This window comes from Thermodesulfobacteriota bacterium (genome assembly GCA_034189135.1).
Classification (GTDB): domain Bacteria; phylum Desulfobacterota; class Desulfobacteria; order Desulfobacterales; family JAUWMJ01; genus JAUWMJ01.
Genome location: JAXHVO010000088.1, coordinates 1 through 16,903, shown reverse-complemented (window position 1 = coordinate 16,903; position 16,903 = coordinate 1). Strand labels below are relative to the sequence as shown.

Sequence of the window (16,903 nt, the reverse complement as noted above, 5' to 3'; positions counted from 1 at the left end):
TGGATAGGCTGAAGGCTGAAGACTTTTAGGAAAAAGCGCATTTTAAAGCCATGTTAGATACATGAGTCACATTCTGCCGAAGTACGGCAATCGTTCTTTTCTGACCCTTTCAGCCTTCAGTCTTTAACCTAAACACCTGAGTTACAACATTTCTTAAGGATAAGGATTTGAGAGTTGTCAGTGGCGATTTAAAAGGCAGAAAACTACTTTCGGTTAGAGGGGTAAAAACAAGGCCGACATCTGATCGGATTCGCGAAGCAATATTTAATATCATTGCCTTTAAAGCACAGTATAATTGCGTATTGGATCTTTTTGCCGGAACCGGCGCTTTTGCCATTGAAGCGTTAAGCCGGGGAGCAAAGTTTGCCGTATTGATTGATATCTCTAACAGCGCTGTATTTACCATAAGAGAAAACATTAAATCATGCCACCTTGGCGACAGAGCAAAAGTGATTAAATGGGACATTATCAATAATTTAACCTGCCTTGAACGCTCAAATCCCCCTTTTAATCTTGTGTTTATGGATCCGCCCTATGATAAAAATTTCTTAAAAACATCTTTTCTCAACCTTCACCTTAGCGGCTGCATGGAAAAGGGTTGCTTAATCATTATCGAGCATTCTGTACGTGAGCCGATTCCAACAGAACCGCCGGTTTTTCAAATCATCGATCAGAGGAAATACGGAAAAACGCTTGTATCATTTTTAAATTATGTGATATAGTTTTTGTGTTGCCATTCGGTGCTTATTCATAAACAGTACTACCGATGGCTGCAGTCAAATCACATGAATATTTAAAGGACCGTCACTACATGAAAAAAGTTGCCATATATCCTGGTTCATTTGATCCGGTGACAAACGGACATCTTGATATTCTTAAACGGGGACTAAAGATTTTTGATAAGATCATTGTTGCCATTTTATACAACCCCGGTAAAGATTATCTTTTTAGCATTAAAGAGAGAATTGATATGCTGGAAAAAAGCCTGCAAAATTTTTCCAATGTTGAGTTGGACACCTCTGACGGGCTTTTGGTAAATTATGCGGCTCAAAAGAAATCCTGTGCATTACTCCGCGGCATGAGAGCTGTATCTGATTTCGAATATGAGTTTCAAATGGCACTGATGAATCGCCGCCTGAATAGAGAAGTTCAAACCGTTTTCCTGATGACCGGCCTTCGCTGGATTTTCACCAGTTCGTCAATAATAAAGGAAGCCGCACGGTTTGGCGGTGACGTGAGCGGCATGGTCCCTCCTCTGGTCAACCGGAAATTAAAAGAAAAGTACGGTATAAAAGACAAATAAAGAATCCACAGCTGAAACACCTGGTTTTAAAACTCAGGGTTTCCCACATACAGCAACCATGAAAATATCACTTTCAAAAAATGCCGAAGTTGTAATTAAAAAGCGCTATCTAAAAAAGGACAGCAGCGGTAATATTAAAGAAACGATCGAGGGACTGTTTACCAGGGTGGCAAAAAGTATCGCCGGAGCAGATGCAATATTTGAAAGCGGTGCGAATGTGGAAAAAACAGAAAAAAAGTTTCTTAAAATGTTAGGTGACATGTGGTTCTTGCCAAATTCACCCACCCTGATGAATGCCGGGCGACGATTGGGACAACTTGCCGCATGTTTCGTGCTTCCCATTGAAGACTCTATGGAAAGTATTTTCCAGACATTGAAACACACCGCAATGATACATAAAAGCGGGGGAGGAACCGGATTTTCCTTTTCCCGAATTCGTCCTGCCAAGGATGTGGTTTTATCAACAGCAGGTGTTTCAAGCGGCCCGCTCTCATTTATGGCTGTTTTTGACGTGGCGACTGAAACCGTCAAACAGGGGGGGACCCGCAGAGGTGCCAATATGGGGGTACTGCGCGTGGATCATCCTGACATAGAAGCATTCATTATGTCAAAAAATGACCATGACCAATTGAATAATTTTAATATATCGGTTGCCCTGACCGATGTTTTCATGGAGGCACTTAAGAATGGTGCCGACTACGAGCTTATCAACCCAAGAACAGGAAAAGTTGCCAGACGTGTCTCCGCAAGTAAGATATTTGAATTAATTGTAGATTCTGCATGGCGAACCGGTGAGCCCGGTATTATTTGCCTTGATAGCATCAACCAAAATAACCCGACACCGGAGATGGGAAATATTGAAGCAACCAATCCCTGCGGGGAACAACCTCTGTTGCCTTATGAATCCTGCACCCTTGGTTCCATTAACCTTGCAAAAATGATCACCAGCAATCAGCTTAATCTTAAGCGGCTTAAAAAAACAGTTTTCGATGCCGTCCATTTTCTCGATAATGTGATCGAAGTTAATAAGTACCCTCTGCCCAGTATTGAGGAATTAACCAAAAAAACCCGAAAAATCGGTCTGGGTGTAATGGGATTTGCAGATATGCTTTTGAAACTGGGAATCTCCTACGATTCCGCTGAGGCAGTTTCCATGGCAGAAAAAGTGATGTCGACCATTTCACAGGAATCGAAGAATGCATCTGCTGCGCTGGGGAAAAAGAGGGGGAATTTTCCCGCGTACAAAAAAAGTATATTTGATCACCCTTCCACACCCTATATGAGAAATGCGACCACCACCACCATTGCCCCAACCGGCACTCTCAGTATAATCGCTGGCGCGTCAGGTGGCATAGAACCTGTCTTTGCCGTTTCCCATGAAAAGCATGTGCTTGACGGAACTTCTTTATATGAAATGCACCCTTTGTTTGTTAAAATGGCCAAAAAAGAAAAATTTTACAGCAATTCTCTTGCCGGTGAGGTGGCAAGCGCCGGTTCCCTGCAGAATATTGACCAGGTTCCGGAGCATATAAAAAAACTTTTCAGGGTATCCCATGATATTTCGCCCGAGTGGCATGTAAAAATCCAGGCCGCATTTCAAAAATATACCGATAATGCGGTTTCAAAGACCGTTAATTTTCCTGCGGACGCGACCAGGGAAGATGTCCAACAAGTATATCTTCTTGCCCACAGCCACGGGTGTAAAGGTGTTACCATTTACAGGTACGGAAGCCGGCTTAGGCAGGTCTTGAATATCGGCAGGGAGAAGGACGAAGCTGAAAAAATCCTGCCTCGGCCCAGACCGGAACGTACCAGCGGGGTCACTGAACGCATTTCTACCGGATGCGGAAAGCTGTATGTGACTGTTAATTCCGACCAGGAAGGAATGTGCGAAGTTTTTGCCCAGATGGGAAAGACCGGGGGATGTGCTTCTTCTCAAATTGAAGCTGCAGGAAGGCTGATATCTCTTGCTTTGCGGTCAGGAGTAAAAGTTGATGCCATAGTCAAACAGCTGATCGGCATCCGATGCCCGCATTCCGCATGGCAAAATGGAAAGCAGGTGCTGTCCTGCCCGGATGCCATTGCCCAGATCCTGAATCATATCACCGATTCTAATTTTGTAGAAAAAAACAAACCGATGATGGGCGTTTGCCCTGAATGCAGCAGCGTATTGTCTCATGAAGAAGGCTGCCTGGTTTGCCATTCGTGCGGGTTTTCCAGGTGCAGTTAACTGAGAAACCGTGGAGTTTCTCAATCTTTGCTCTGTTTGTCAGGCAATCGCCTATTTGCCCGTACAAGCCTTAACAAATAATTATAGCCCCCTTCAACTGCCCCCTATCTTCTAAGTTAAGTCCATACAGGCAGAGACGATCATCGCTATCGTGGGAATCTTTTTTCTGGGGCTGGTTCAAATCTAATCTCAGTCCGCCTCAGTGAGGCGGACCGAACGCCGGTTTCTTGAAATTATTGTTAAGACTTGTACGGGCAAATAGGCGATTGCATGACAAACCGCTGACAATCATTAAAGCGCAAACGGTTCGCCAAAAAACCTTTGAAGAGAAACTCCCCGCCCCCTCATTTAAAAAAAGTACTTGATTATGATAAAACCAGCTACCAGAAGGATGGTAAATACCACCACCAGAATGTTGAAGTATTTATCAATAAAGGATTGAATCCCTGGCCCGAATAAGTAAATAAGCCCTCCGACAAGAAAAAAGCGGGCAGATCTGGAAACCAGGGATGCCACAACAAATACCGCAAAATTGATATTAAAAGCACCGGCGGAAATAGTGAACACCTTATAAGGGATGGGAGTAAATCCTGCAATACCAATTGCCCATGCATCATAGGCAATATACAACTCTTTAATGTATTCAAATTTTTGACCCAGGCCGTAAAAAGAAATAATTCTATCCCCGATGCCGGCCATAAACTGCCACCCGATCAAATAACCCAGACACCCCCCTAAAAGTGATCCCACGGAACATATCAAGGCATATTTAAATGATTTTTTTGGAATGGAAACAGCAAGAGCGATAAGAAGTATATCCGGAGGGATAGGGAAAAAAGAGGATTCGCAAAAGGCCAAAAAAAATAGCGCCCATGATCCATAAGGTGTTTCAGCCCAGTGCAGTACCCACTCATAAAGACGGCGAAGCATTTATTTTTCTCTCCAGCCGTGTTCACCAATGAGTTTGACAAACCGGCATCCGCCCAGGTTGGTTTTATGGATTCCGTTCTTTTCCCGATGAAGTTTAATCAATTCCTGAGAGTACCGATCCCCCACAGGTATCACCATACGTCCTCCCACGGCGAGCTGATTAACCAGTGTTTGCGGAATGGACGGAGCTCCTGCAGTAATGATGATGGCGTCAAAAGGGCTTTCGTCTGCCCATCCGCTGGTTCCGTCGGAATACCGGGTGATGATATTATGGTATAAAAGTTTGTCAAAAAGACTGCGTGCCTTTAGTAGAAGTGAGTGTATCCTTTCAATGGTATAAACACGATAGGCGATTTGGGCAATAATGGCCGCCTGATATCCTGAGCCGGTTCCAATCTCCAGGACGCGATCTTCTTTACCAAGTTGCAGCGCCTGGGTCATCTCGGCAACAATATAAGGTTGGGATATGGTTTGCTGTTCTCCGATGGGAAGAGGGAAATCACCATACGCCTGATCTGTGAGCGCTTCGCTGACAAAAAGATGTCTGGGTACATTGCTCATGGCGGTGATCACTTTTTCATCCGTTATTCCACGTGCGACAATCTGTCTTTTTACCATTTCTTTTCGTTGACGTTTATGTTTTATGGAATCGTCTATCATATCCGGTTTTTCGTATCTATTCACCCCGATTAGAAAGAGAAGTTTGTGCAATTTCCGGCCTGTAATCGTTCCCTGTTTTTCTATCAAATAAGAGGGTTTCGGTCAACAATATAGATTTTTCATCTTAGACAAATGAACCCTTGGCCGTCAGCGGTAAATTATGTTCAAAACATAGAAATTGTCTTGACTGGTATTATGCATTTGTGTATGTGTTTATTCTTATCTGCTGAGGGATCGTCTAGCGGCAGGACGACGGGTTCTGGCCCCGTTAACCCAGGTTCGAATCCTGGTCCCTCAGCCAATTATAAAGTCGTTTTTATCTGCTTGCCGATCAGCTTTCCCTCTCGAAGCCCTTTCCTATCAGTCTCCCGCCAAGGACAAATGAATTCCTTTTCTTTACTATGAGGGAAAAATGATTATAATATTGCAGATAAAAACGTGATTTGAAGGAGGCACTCTTAATGTATAATGAAACGGTGATGGATCACTTCAGAAACCCGAGAAATGTGGGTGTGTTAGAAGATGCGGACGGCGTGGGGGAAGTCGGAAATCCCATTTGCGGGGATATGATGACCGTATATCTTAAAATAAAAGACGATTGCATTGAGGATATCAAATTCCAGACCTTCGGGTGCGGCTCAGCCATTGCCGTGTCCAGCATGCTTACGGAAATTGCCAAGGGGAAAAGCCTAAAAGAGGCTAAAAACATTACCAACATGGATGTGGCCGAAGCATTGGAGGGCCTGCCGACCAACAAACTTCACTGTTCCAACCTGGGAGCCGATGCACTGCAACTGGCCATCAAAGACTATGAAGATAAAAGGGCCGGAATAACAAAACCTGCACCTATCCGTGTGGAAAAACACGAACACACCCATGGTGATAAATGTTACTGTCCCTACTGTGATATCGAGATTCAGGAGGGTGTCACATTTTGTGAGGCCTGCCAGTCAAATCTTGAGGAACACCATCATTAGAATCAAGAGGCCTGGAAGCTGGAAGGCCGGAAAACGGGAGGCGATCAACCCAAAAGCCTTCTATCCTCCCGGCCTTTTCCTGTTCAGGAGTCATAAATATGAAAATCATTAATCTGGATCATATTTCGGCAAACCCGATTTTGCCGGAAATTAAAGAGGTGATGATAGAGGCCATTCAACAGGATTATGCCAACCCTTCCAGCCAGCATAAAGGCGGCGAACAGGCTGCGGATGCTCTGGCAAAGGCCCGCAAGTCTGTGGCAGAATTGATCAACTGTGCTTTGTCCAAAGAAATCGTTTTTACCTCAGGAGGTACGGAATCCATCAATCATGCCATAAAGGGTGTCGCCCTTGCCAATGCAGATAAGGGTAAACATATTATTACGTCAAACATTGAGCATAATGCGGTTATCCGCAGTATTCGCAGGCTGAAATCTAATGGCTACAAGGTGACTTCCATTTCCGTGGACCATCAAGGCCGGGTTAACCCTCAGGATGTGGCTGAAGCCATTAGTGATGAAACCATTCTGGTTTCAATCATGCACAGCAATAATGAAACCGGAACCATCCAGCCCATTGAAGAAATAGGAAAAATTACCCGGGAGAAGAAGATTATTTTTCATACCGATGCGGTCGATTCCGTGGGTATCGTGCCGGTTGACGTGCAAAAACTGGGGGTCGATTTGCTCAGTTTTGCCTCCAATACGTTTTACGGGCCGTCAGGGGCCGGGGGATTATACATCCGCCGAGGTACCCGTGTATTTCCGCTCTTAGACGGCGGTGTCCAGGAGCACAACAAGCGGGCAGGGGCGGAAAACCTGATCGGGATTATCGGTATGGGCAAGGCGGCGCAGCTTGCCAGGCAGGATATGGAGAAAAGAATGGCCCATCTCAAAGGGATAAAACAAAAGATTTTAACCCAGCTTCCGGATTATATTGATGAGTACATTATCAATACCCATTCTGAGTTCAGCCTTCCCCATCTGATTTCAATTTCCTTAAAGTACATTGAAGGTGAAAGTGTGATGCTGATGCTGGATGATGAAAATATTGCCGTATCCACCCGATCCGCCTGTGCCACCGGTTCCCTTCGAGCGTCTCATGTCCTGATGTCCCTGGGTCTCAATCACGCGGATGCCCAGGGCACGCTGGTTGTTTCTTTAGGAGTGGATAATACCAGAGAAGATGTGGACCGTTTTTTAGCTGCCCTGAAAAATGCGGTCACCACCTTAAGGGATATTTCACCTTTATATAACAAGATTAACCGGGCAACATAGTGAGGCCTTTTCCAAACGGCACTTTCCCCCGATTTCTGTCTCCCCGATGACCGGGATCTATGTTTCACTTCGACAGGCTCAAATTATATCATGAGTTATATGGGTCGGGGAATTTTTCAATCTTCTACTCAGTTCGTCCGGAGAAGCGCCCATTTGTCCGTATCCGCCTGAACAACAATTTCGAGAAACTAACGACGGCAGCAATCTCGCTGAGGATCGATTTAAACCAGCCACAAGGGACAGAACCCCACGGCAGCGTTGATCGTCTCTGCCTGTATGGATTTAACTGAGAAGACAGGGGGCGTGTACAGAGCGCTGGACTTATTTGTTAAGGCGGATACGGGCAAATGGGCGCTTCTCCGGACGAACAAATAGCAATCATTAAAGATCAATCGGTTTACCAAAAAGGCCATTGATAAGAAACTCCCCGATCAGTGATATGACCTATATCTCCAATGAGCCTAAAGGAATATGACTATGCAGGTATTAGACAATATCCATGCCTTTCTCTGGCAATCAATGACGGCGAATAATTGCAACACCTATTTAATTGATGGCCCGACCCGTGTGCTCATTGACCCGGGACATAAGAGCATGTTCGGTCATGTGGAAAATGGACTTGCCGAGCTGGGTCTGGGAATTGAAGATATAGGCCTTATCCTATGCACCCATGCCCACCCGGATCACATCGAAGCGGTTGAACTATTTAAAAATACGTCGGCACTTTTTGCCCTGCATGAAAAGGAATGGGATTTTGTCAAATCGATGGAAAAGCAGGCGGGTACCATGGGTATTGATCTTGACTCCATTTCACCTGATTTATTTCTCAAGGAAGGCGACCGGCCGGTAAGTGGAATTGAACTTCAGGTTATTCATACTCCCGGCCACTCTCCCGGTTCCGTTTCCCTTTATTTGCCGCAATCAAAAGTACTATTTACCGGTGACCTGATTTTTAATGATGCCGTCGGACGCACCGACCTTCCAGGCGGTGACGGCAAACTGCTTAAAGAAAGCATTAAACGGCTTTCATGCCTCGACGTGGATTGGTTATTGCCCGGACATGAAGAAATCGTTTCAGGAGCCGGGGAGGTAAAGGAAAATTTCAGACAGGTCGAAGAATTTTGGTTTAAGTTTATATAGGCAGTTTCCTCATTTAGAACGGAATATGTTTATTAGAAATAAATATTTGTTTTTTAATATCAGTTCGATTCATCCGGGAAATCGGCTGTTTGCCCGGAAGAGCCTTAGGGTTTGCATCGTTGTGCCCAGTCGGGTATAAAAATTTATGACAATTACTATAGGATAAAAAACGGAGTGACTACATATGACATTGGATAGAACAGTGACCACCGCTATCGACAGGGAAATCTGTATCGGTTGTGGGGAGTGTGTCAAAGTTTGCCCGCAGGATACCATCTCCTTGCAGAACAACAAAGCCTGCATTACCGGGGATAATTCCCTGGTGTGCGATCATTGCAGGGCGGCTTGTGTATCCGGAGCGGTTACCGTAGACGGGATTGATGAGTCATTGTCTGTTTTTGAAGGTTTTCAGGCGGAAAGGAAATGGCTGCCCCACGGTAAATATGACATTGTGGGATTGGTTAACCTGATGCAATCCAGGCGGTCCTGCAGGAATTATCTGGAAAAACCGGTAGAGGGAACACTGCTGAACGATCTGGTAAAGATCGGAATTACCGCGCCTTCCGGATCGAACTGTCAGATGTGGTCGTTCAGTATTCTCCCGAACCGTTCGTCGGTTGAAGCATTGGGTGTTAAAATAAAGCGATTTTATGAGAAACTGAACCGGTTGTCTGAAAATTTCTGGCTGAGATTTCTACTTAAATGTGCCGGAAAACCCGAGTTGAGCTGGTACTATGAAAATTATTACCAGAGGATAAAAGAGGGATTGGCCGATTGGGATGAGAAGGGAAAAGATCTCCTGTTTCACGGGGCTCCGGCGGCTATCTTGGTTGCAGCAAAAAAAGAGGCGAGTTGTCCGTCGGAAGACTCCCTGTTGGCAACGCAAAACATCCTGCTCGGTGCTCATGCCTTGGGGTTGGGAACATGCCTGATCGGATTTGCAGTGAGTGCCATGAACAGGGACAGGAAAATTTGTGACCTTATCAAGCTGCCGGAAGATGAACGCGTGTATGCAGTGATTGCGGTGGGTTATCCGGATGAGAAGTATATCCATGTGACAGGGAGGAAACCCGCTTTGATTCGGACAATCGCCCTGTGTTGATGATTTCGCAGTTTTTATTCCTCACCGCCTTTTCCCTTCTGCGTGGCTGCAATCAGCCCGGCTCCGATAGCGCCGGTGACCTGGGCATTTTTGGATACTTTTATGGTGGTGTTGATCTTTTTTTCCAGGGCCCTGACCACGCCGATATTTTTTGCCACACCACCTGTCATCATCACCGGTTCACGCAGACCGATTCGGTTTCCCATGGCCACCACCCGCGATGCAATCGATTCATGTATGCTGGCAATAATGTTTGGCCGGTTTTCACCTTTTGAAATCAATGAAATAACCTCAGATTCAGCAAACACGGTGCACAGGCTGCTGATGGCCGCCGTATTGTCCGCCTTAAGAGACATGTGGCCGAATTCATCCAGGTCGACTTCAAGGGCCCTTGCCATGACTTCCAGGAAACGACCTGTTCCGGCGGCACATTTATCGTTCATGGCGAAATCGATCACTTTGCCGTTTTCATTGATGACGATCACCTTGCTGTCCTGCCCGCCGATATCGATGATGGAACGAACATCGTGATCAAGAAAATGAGCCCCTGCTGCATGGCAGGTAATCTCGGTGACCGCCTTATCGGCGAAAGTCACGCGGTGTCTTCCATAGCCTGTTGCAATCATACAATCCACCTGTGAAGAATCGATGCCTGCATCAGCCAAAACAGCTTCCAACACCTGGGTCCCTGCAGTTTGTGCGTTATAGCCGGTTAAAATAACTTTTGTGGCTGCTATACTTTCATCTTTTATTATCGCCGCTTTGGCAGTGATGGACCCTATATCTACACCAACAGTTATCATTTCCACCCCTATAAATTATTTCAGCATTTCGATGAATGCATCTATTCTGGTTTCAATCTGACTTTCAGTAAAAATTCTCTCATCAACCATATCTGCTTCAATCACCAAGGTGGGTATGTGCATCTTTTCCTGCACTATTTTTTGAATATCATACTGCCCGAAAGAATAAGGCTTGCAGCTTCTGTTTGAATGCATCACCAGCCCGTCCGCACTATATTTTTTTGCCATTTCCAGGATATTGTCTGCCATTTGATCGGTGCCGGTGTTAAGAAAAATTCGGGTGTACCCTTCGGCCAGAGATCCCAGGAAATCGGCTCTGTCCATATATTTCAGGGAACTGCACCATCCTGAAGTATAGGTGTCCGCCACCAGACAGGCGCCATGGGCGGCAAATTTGTCAGACATCCAGCGGGTCCTGTACCAGATGGGCAGATTGTCCCACAGCAGCCTGTACTTTTCATCCGGGACCATGCTGATACCGTCCTTTATCCGCTGCTTCATCTCGGCCAGAAGCATTTCATAATAATCGACCACCGTTTGCGTGCCCCTCAAGGTAACAATCAGGGCAAGATGAAAAAACGCATCAAAGCAGGTCATGGGTGATGGCCGGTTCATGGTCGTGTCGAGAACCTTCTGCCAGAGTTCCTGCCCTCTGACGGAAAGTTCACCGACTTGAGCCATTTTGTCATAATCAAACTTTTTTTCGCACACGTCTTCTAGAAAGCGTATGTATTCCCTTACCTGTTTTTCCACGTACTGCCTGATTTCAGCAGAAAATTCCGTATGGCAGACAGGGGTATCCAGAATGAAAAGCGGCACATGATAGTATCGGGCCTGCACTTCGTACCATTTAAGGACGGTTCCGCAGATATTGTTACAGCAAATCAGCATATCGGGTTCTGGAAGTCCTCCGATGGGGCCACCGTTGACCGTCGCGCTGGCGATATCAGCCCTTGCATAGGAACACAGATCACCGGCATATCCCATTGATTCGGCTTTTTGGCAAAGATCGGTTCCCATTTTACTTGCACCGATCATTGCTCCATAATTTTCCGGATATACGGGTATCACTTCCATGGCAATCAAGGGTTCAACAGGTCCGCCGCTGGTAATCCAGGCGATTTTTTTGCCGGTCTGTTCTTTGGGTGTCTTGGCTTCAATATAATATTCAGTCATGATCTCTTTCATACGCTTGACTGACTTTATTTTTCTTTTTTCCACTTCAGGATCTATCGCTTTATTCGGATCCGGCATAGGGGTCTCCTTTTTACAGCATTTCCATAAACGCTTCACACCTTGTATTGATCTGCCCTTCCGAAGGAAGCGGGTCTTCTACTTCCAAAAGCACACACGGAATGTTCTCTTTTTCCAGCATCTCCTTCATGTAGGGGTAGTCAAAGGCATGGGGATCACAAAACTTTAACAAGAAAAATATGACCCCGTCGGCCCTGTTACTTTTGACCGCATCAATCAGATACTCGCCGCGGCTGAATATGCCTTTGTGTTTTGCCGGGCACACGACTCTTTCCATGTATCGGGTGGAAATGGCTTTTAAAGGTTCTTCCTGGGAGTTAATCTCTCCTGCAAAATATCTTGATCCTGTACATAAGTCATCCCACACCACCACACCGCCTGATTCCTCTATGGTCTTATATATATCAGGCATACTGCACAGCCCGCCGCTCAGGACGATTCTTTTTTGGGCCGGTTCAGGGGCATGGTTTTTTCCCTCAAGGTCGGTGGTCAGCCTTTCAAGTTCTTCCAGCAGCTGTTTTCGATCCATAACCATTGCGGCCTTGAATACGGCATGGATATCGCTGCTTTTGATCACGCCGGGTGCATCCCCTCTTATGGCATAAAGCTGAGAAAGATGTGTCTTTATGCCATTGTATATGTTTATGGCTTCTTTCATTTTTTCTACAGTAATCTCGGTACCCGTCAGTTTTTCCAGTTGTTTTTTAAACCGGGCGAGAATACTTATCATATATTCCACCGCACTTGGGGTGTTCAGCTTTGCCGGTACCAACACATCTGCATGGAACTTGAAACCGGCATTCATGCGCCATATGTCGGAAAGCCGTTGGATCGAATCGCAGGTATGGGGGAAGACAGTCCCATCAAGAAAATCAAGCCTTCCGTTCAAGGCATCTTCCAGTGCTCCGCGAACAAGACTGCAACTGTAAGACTGCAGATGCGCATCCGCTTTTGAAATGCTTGTTGATCCGGGCAGGATTCTAAATGGCAGAGCGCCGGCTGCCGTTATAATTTCTTCAGGTGCATATGAACAGAAATAGCCGATTACTTTATTACCGGTTTTTTTTTTCCAGCTCAGGGCATACTGACCCGGATGGTTCATAATGTCATAAAAAAGATCAAATTTTGCCATTGACCAAACTCCTTTAGCGAACAGCATAGGTTTTTCCCGTATTATCGCGCGCCGTTAGCCTATATAAAACACGACTGTTATGTCAAACTCAAAATGATACACTGATTTTGCTTACACCGCAGTGTGGCACCATTTCCTGAACCCTGCCTGTCTCCTGAATTTCCCATGTTAACACAAGTCTCTGTTTGACATTTTTATATCATTTCTTTACATCTATACTGTTTCCCATAAATATTCATTTCCGGTTGGGCACATCGAAGCATGAAACCTAAGGTTCGACCGGGGAATCGCCTATTGGCCCGTTACCATACATAGCAATTTTTTATAGAAATGGACGTACGGTCCGCCTGAGGCGGACTTCAATTAGATTTGAGCCAGCCCCAAGGGACAGAATCCCACGGCGACGATGATCGTCTCTGTCTGAATGGGTTTAACTGAGAAGATAGGGGGCATGTCACATACCGATCTCATTTGTTAAGTCTGGTAACGGGCAATAGGCGATTCCCTGGTCGAACCGGGCTAAGATTGAAAAATGACTGTTTGTTTCTATTGAATATATTGTAAAAGACAATGCTGTGTTTGACAATGATTTGATTTTTGCAAAAATACTCAAAAGGGGGAAAATATGAAAATCATCATTCGTTACCTTGGAATGTCAATCATTCAAAAAGACCTTAAGCCGGGTGAATATACCATTGGGCGAGCCAAGGGTAATGATATCCAGATCTCCCATGATTTTATCAGCCGAACGCATGCAAAAATTTTTTTTGCAGATGGTCAATGGTGGTATCAGGATTTGCGGGTCGGTCATATCCATTACAAAATAGACCCCATTTCAATCACCAACGAAAGTAAAATTGAAATTGAAAATCAAGTCGAGCTGGTCACGGAAGATTACGTGGATTATAGCGAAACGGTGCTCTATGAAACTGCAGATATTTCAGCCGGTCGTAAGGAGAGGAAAAAATCGCATCGCCCTTTGATTGCAATGGTTACCACCATTATACTTTTGCTGATTGCAGGGGGTGCGATTTACTACTACACCATCTCTGAACGTCCCATGGATGCAAATACCCTTTTTAAGTTTGTCAGACCGAAAATTGTAGAATTTATCAAAGTAAAAGATCCTAAAGCCATAAGGGATCTTAAGAAATATGCCGGAGTAGATGATAAAGATTTTAAAGATGAAATCGGCTACTGTACCGGATTTATTGTGGGGCCGGGAATTGTATTGACCGCCAACCATTGTCTCCACGGATTGGCTTTGGTGGACAGTGATATTAAATTCAAATTGAAAACCCATGACGGAAAGCTTCATCAGGTGGAAAGGGTGCTGGGGTTTGATATTAAAAGAGATTTCCTTTATCTGCAGGCACCCAGCCTAAAGGAGTATGGTTATCTGGAAATAAGCCCGAAAGAAGCCAAGGTTGGAGAAAAGGTTTATACCATTGGTAACGTGGCTGGAGAGGGAATTGCCATCCGAGATGGAATCATGGCCAGCAAAACCAAAGATCCCGACGATCCGGAGGTCGAATTTATTCGCTACTCTGCGGCCGCCAGTCCCGGTAACAGCGGAGGACCGCTTGTTGATGAGTACGGAAAGGTCACTGCATTGGTCTTTGCCAGTACCATGGCTGAAAATTACAATTTAGGTACGGGTTCGGAAAATCTTCTTCAAGGAAGAGACCGGTTCGTTGACAATCTGGATACAAAAAAAGTTAAAATTGAAACCCGCAATCTGCTGAATTATCATCCCAATAATCTGGCCTATTTGCTGTATTTGCCCATATCGAACACATGGTTTGAAAACCCTGACTTAATTCTGCCCCTGAAAAATATTGTTGCCCAGGTAGATGTTCCTGCCGGTCTTCCCGACCACTATGAGGCATTAATCTCTAAATTCAACACTGCCACTTTAGATAAATTTCAGGAAGTACAGGCAAAAATCAAAGAAGATGGACTTGTGACAGAGGATTGGGCATCGCAGGTCACTGAAGCCACCCCGGTAATTATCCCCTATCAAACCAATATAGATGCACTGTATTATAGACCTGAAGAAGGCCATCAGCTTATTATAGAAAAAATGGCAATTCTTACCCCCATGAAGTCATATGGCTATAATAAATTTAAAAAGAAACTTAAAACGAAAAACAGGTATAGTTATAAAGCCAATGCCCAGGTGTTGACCTTAAATACGGATTTAGAACTGGGTGACCCTACCTGTTCCGTTCTTTATCGTTCCGGCTCTTCAAATTCCAAAGAACGCCTGGAGCGTTTTTCCCGAAGACCGGTTTCCCAATACCTGGGAACGCATAAGGCAGATGATGCAAACTGGAAGGCTGCCAGGCAGGCTTCAGCCAGGACCGTCATGAAGGTTTTGGCCAGAAAAGGATTACTGTGCAGTTCCTACGATTCTTACTATCTGCGCCCAAATGCCAAAAGGGAATTTAAAATTAAGAATTTCGAAGAAGAAATTGTTGAAAGCAGTTTTAAAGACATTTTGGGAAGATCCTGGAACGTTTTTTCCTTTAAGCTGTTTGGAAACACGACCGTTGATAACTACTGCATCATGCTTCCGCAGGGTACCCTATGTTTGAGTGTTCCTTACTATACTGTTTCAGATGTTTTGCTTAGCGTGCTAAGAGAAAACTACAGCAAATATGTCCTATCTTCCATTCTTGTTGCTCCAAACTACTGGAGTGTAGATGCGCTGCAGGACTATTACCAAAAAGGTTTGGCCGAGAATTTACCGCTTATGAAAGATGTGGGCTTTGAGAAACAGAAAAATGGGGGTATGATGATCACCTTTAAAACGCTCGGCATTGAATTTTCCATTCCTGAATCAGAACTCCCGCAATCCCTTCGTTTTACCGCCGGAATGTATTATAACGGCGGGGATAAAAAATGGATCGCCCTGGGATTCGAAGGAATTTATCCGGACAAAAAGAAATGGAAAATTAAAGGTGTCGGTGTCGAGCCGAAGGGTTCAAATGCGTCCGGCATTTTAAGCCGTATTCGAGATGAGTTAAAATCGAAGAAGGAATTGACGGATAAGCTGGGCAAGGGGAACTTGGCTAAACGAGAAAAAAACGCTCTTATTTGGCGGGAGGATATCAAAACCAAAAGAGGTGGTATTGAGGTGGTATTGTTTGGCTACAGCGCTCCCATTATCAAACACGGCGAGTCAGACCGGTTGATGAATATTGACTTTTATTCCAGGAAACCCTTTAAGATTACTTATCAGCTTTTGGAAGGCAGGTAACAGGCAGGCAAACCTCCCAGCAAGAAAAATCCATGAGGAATCTGACTCGGTATATTATACAGGGCACTATCGCGTACATTGTAGGTCTGCGCCTCATTTTCTCAGGAAAGAATGATCTATCTGTCCGGCAAAGCATTGCTGATGACGGGCCATCTGGTAACTTTTATCAGACAGAAGGGTGGTACCATCAGCCCTAAGCGAAATGATAATTAGTCGGCACTGAAAAAGTATATTTCTATTTGAAATAACTGGAAATAGTTATCAAAATATGCTATAGAATTTGCAAGCTTTCAGACATTTAACCCCAAAACCTTGCAAATTATAAAGCATGAAACCAAAGAAAACACCCCAGAAAAATCGGCAAAGGGATTTGTTTCGGTCGGCATTATCCAACATCATTAATCCAAGCCACGGGCTAGTCAAATTAGCCAAAGTGGTGGAATGGGATCGCTTAGATGAATTGTTCGGATCAACCTATTGTCCGGATAATGGACGGCCTGGCGTTAGCACCCGCTTGATGGTAGCCCTGCATTATCTGAAGTACACGCATAATCTCAGTGATGAGGATGTGGTGGCCACCTGGATAGAAAACCCATACTGGCAATACTTCAGCGGCATGAAATGGTTTGAACATGAGCTTCCGATCAATCCTTCGAGTATGACCCGTTGGAGGAAACGGATAGGTGAAGCCGGAGCCGAAGAGCTGTTAAAATGTTGTGGTCAAGTAAAACCGGACACTTTTTGTTAAGCCGCTTTGCGGCATTGTTCTTTTTCATAGGCGAACGGAGTTTTATAACCGAGTGTCGAATGCAGCCGAATGGAGTTATAGTAGG

The 16,903-nt window shown here is 45.0% G+C and carries 13 protein-coding genes, 1 tRNA gene and 1 pseudogene; 10 read left to right on the top strand and 5 right to left on the bottom strand.

Annotation, left to right across the window (positions count from 1 at the left end; genetic code table 11):
- Positions 1-167: 167 nt before the first annotated feature.
- From rsmD to SWH54_13445, 3 genes are all read left to right on the top strand, one after another.
- Positions 168-722: a 16S rRNA (guanine(966)-N(2))-methyltransferase RsmD gene (gene rsmD, locus SWH54_13455; GenBank protein ID MDY6792261.1), complete on the top strand. Its 555-nt coding sequence runs from the start codon at positions 168-170 to the stop codon at positions 720-722.
- An 89-nt stretch (positions 723-811) separates the two neighbouring features.
- Positions 812-1,303 carry a pantetheine-phosphate adenylyltransferase gene (coaD, locus tag SWH54_13450; protein MDY6792260.1) on the top strand — a complete coding sequence of 164 codons (492 nt, stop codon included), beginning with the start codon at positions 812-814 and terminating at the stop codon, positions 1,301-1,303.
- Positions 1,304-1,361: 58 nt separating this feature from the next.
- Entirely contained in the window at positions 1,362-3,533 is a 2,172-nt protein-coding gene (locus SWH54_13445; protein MDY6792259.1) for a vitamin B12-dependent ribonucleotide reductase, read from the top strand.
- Between the two features lie 348 nt (positions 3,534-3,881).
- Here the strand turns inward: SWH54_13445 and SWH54_13440 are convergent, their stop codons facing one another.
- The gene (locus tag SWH54_13440) at positions 3,882-4,463 is read right to left on the bottom strand and encodes a YqaA family protein (protein MDY6792258.1); all 582 of its coding nucleotides are present in this window, start codon (positions 4,461-4,463) and stop codon (positions 3,882-3,884) included.
- Positions 4,464-5,123 carry a protein-L-isoaspartate(D-aspartate) O-methyltransferase gene (locus SWH54_13435; GenBank protein ID MDY6792257.1) on the bottom strand — a complete coding sequence of 220 codons (660 nt, stop codon included), beginning with the start codon at positions 5,121-5,123 and terminating at the stop codon, positions 4,464-4,466.
- Positions 5,124-5,350: 227 nt separating this feature from the next.
- Between SWH54_13435 and SWH54_13430 the strand changes: the two genes are divergently transcribed.
- The 5 genes from SWH54_13430 (at position 5,351) to SWH54_13410 (ending at position 9,619) form a co-directional block, all read left to right on the top strand.
- A tRNA-Gln gene (locus tag SWH54_13430) sits at positions 5,351-5,424 on the top strand.
- Between the two features lie 160 nt (positions 5,425-5,584).
- Entirely contained in the window at positions 5,585-6,100 is a 516-nt protein-coding gene (gene nifU / locus SWH54_13425; protein ID MDY6792256.1) for a Fe-S cluster assembly scaffold protein NifU, read from the top strand.
- Between the two features lie 98 nt (positions 6,101-6,198).
- The gene (locus SWH54_13420; protein ID MDY6792255.1) at positions 6,199-7,377 is read left to right on the top strand and encodes a cysteine desulfurase family protein; all 1,179 of its coding nucleotides are present in this window, start codon (positions 6,199-6,201) and stop codon (positions 7,375-7,377) included.
- A 477-nt stretch (positions 7,378-7,854) separates the two neighbouring features.
- Positions 7,855-8,517 carry an MBL fold metallo-hydrolase gene (locus tag SWH54_13415; GenBank protein ID MDY6792254.1) on the top strand — a complete coding sequence of 221 codons (663 nt, stop codon included), beginning with the start codon at positions 7,855-7,857 and terminating at the stop codon, positions 8,515-8,517.
- A 184-nt stretch (positions 8,518-8,701) separates the two neighbouring features.
- On the top strand, positions 8,702-9,619 hold the full coding sequence (locus tag SWH54_13410; protein ID MDY6792253.1) for a nitroreductase family protein: 918 nt from the start codon (positions 8,702-8,704) through the stop codon (positions 9,617-9,619).
- A 14-nt stretch (positions 9,620-9,633) separates the two neighbouring features.
- Here the strand turns inward: SWH54_13410 and SWH54_13405 are convergent, their stop codons facing one another.
- The 3 genes from SWH54_13405 to SWH54_13395 are packed head-to-tail and all read right to left on the bottom strand — an operon-like array spanning position 9,634 to position 12,808.
- Entirely contained in the window at positions 9,634-10,422 is a 789-nt protein-coding gene (locus tag SWH54_13405; protein MDY6792252.1) for an acyl-CoA dehydratase activase, read from the bottom strand.
- 15 nt (positions 10,423-10,437) lie between these two features.
- Positions 10,438-11,676 carry a 2-hydroxyacyl-CoA dehydratase family protein gene (locus SWH54_13400; protein MDY6792251.1) on the bottom strand — a complete coding sequence of 413 codons (1,239 nt, stop codon included), beginning with the start codon at positions 11,674-11,676 and terminating at the stop codon, positions 10,438-10,440.
- A gap of 13 nt (positions 11,677-11,689) precedes the next feature.
- Positions 11,690-12,808: a 2-hydroxyacyl-CoA dehydratase family protein gene (locus tag SWH54_13395; GenBank protein MDY6792250.1), complete on the bottom strand. Its 1,119-nt coding sequence runs from the start codon at positions 12,806-12,808 to the stop codon at positions 11,690-11,692.
- A 625-nt stretch (positions 12,809-13,433) separates the two neighbouring features.
- Here SWH54_13395 and SWH54_13390 point away from each other — a divergent pair.
- Positions 13,434-16,070, top strand: a complete 2,637-nt coding sequence (locus tag SWH54_13390; protein ID MDY6792249.1) for a trypsin-like peptidase domain-containing protein — start codon at positions 13,434-13,436, stop codon at positions 16,068-16,070.
- A 328-nt stretch (positions 16,071-16,398) separates the two neighbouring features.
- A pseudogene (locus SWH54_13385) lies at positions 16,399-16,782 on the top strand (transposase).
- Positions 16,783-16,903 lie beyond the last annotated feature (121 nt).

Coding starts and splice junctions, on each gene's coding strand:
- coaD (MDY6792260.1), top strand. CDS start 812: ATGAAAAAAGTTGCCATATATCCTGGTTCATTTGATCCGGTGACAAAC.
- SWH54_13445 (MDY6792259.1), top strand. CDS start 1,362: ATGAAAATATCACTTTCAAAAAATGCCGAAGTTGTAATTAAAAAGCGC.
- SWH54_13440 (MDY6792258.1), bottom strand. CDS start 4,463: ATGCTTCGCCGTCTTTATGAGTGGGTACTGCACTGGGCTGAAACACCT.
- SWH54_13435 (MDY6792257.1), bottom strand. CDS start 5,123: ATGATAGACGATTCCATAAAACATAAACGTCAACGAAAAGAAATGGTA.
- nifU (MDY6792256.1), top strand. CDS start 5,585: ATGTATAATGAAACGGTGATGGATCACTTCAGAAACCCGAGAAATGTG.
- SWH54_13420 (MDY6792255.1), top strand. CDS start 6,199: ATGAAAATCATTAATCTGGATCATATTTCGGCAAACCCGATTTTGCCG.
- SWH54_13415 (MDY6792254.1), top strand. CDS start 7,855: ATGCAGGTATTAGACAATATCCATGCCTTTCTCTGGCAATCAATGACG.
- SWH54_13410 (MDY6792253.1), top strand. CDS start 8,702: ATGACATTGGATAGAACAGTGACCACCGCTATCGACAGGGAAATCTGT.
- SWH54_13405 (MDY6792252.1), bottom strand. CDS start 10,422: ATGATAACTGTTGGTGTAGATATAGGGTCCATCACTGCCAAAGCGGCG.
- SWH54_13400 (MDY6792251.1), bottom strand. CDS start 11,676: ATGCCGGATCCGAATAAAGCGATAGATCCTGAAGTGGAAAAAAGAAAA.
- SWH54_13395 (MDY6792250.1), bottom strand. CDS start 12,808: ATGGCAAAATTTGATCTTTTTTATGACATTATGAACCATCCGGGTCAG.
- SWH54_13390 (MDY6792249.1), top strand. CDS start 13,434: ATGAAAATCATCATTCGTTACCTTGGAATGTCAATCATTCAAAAAGAC.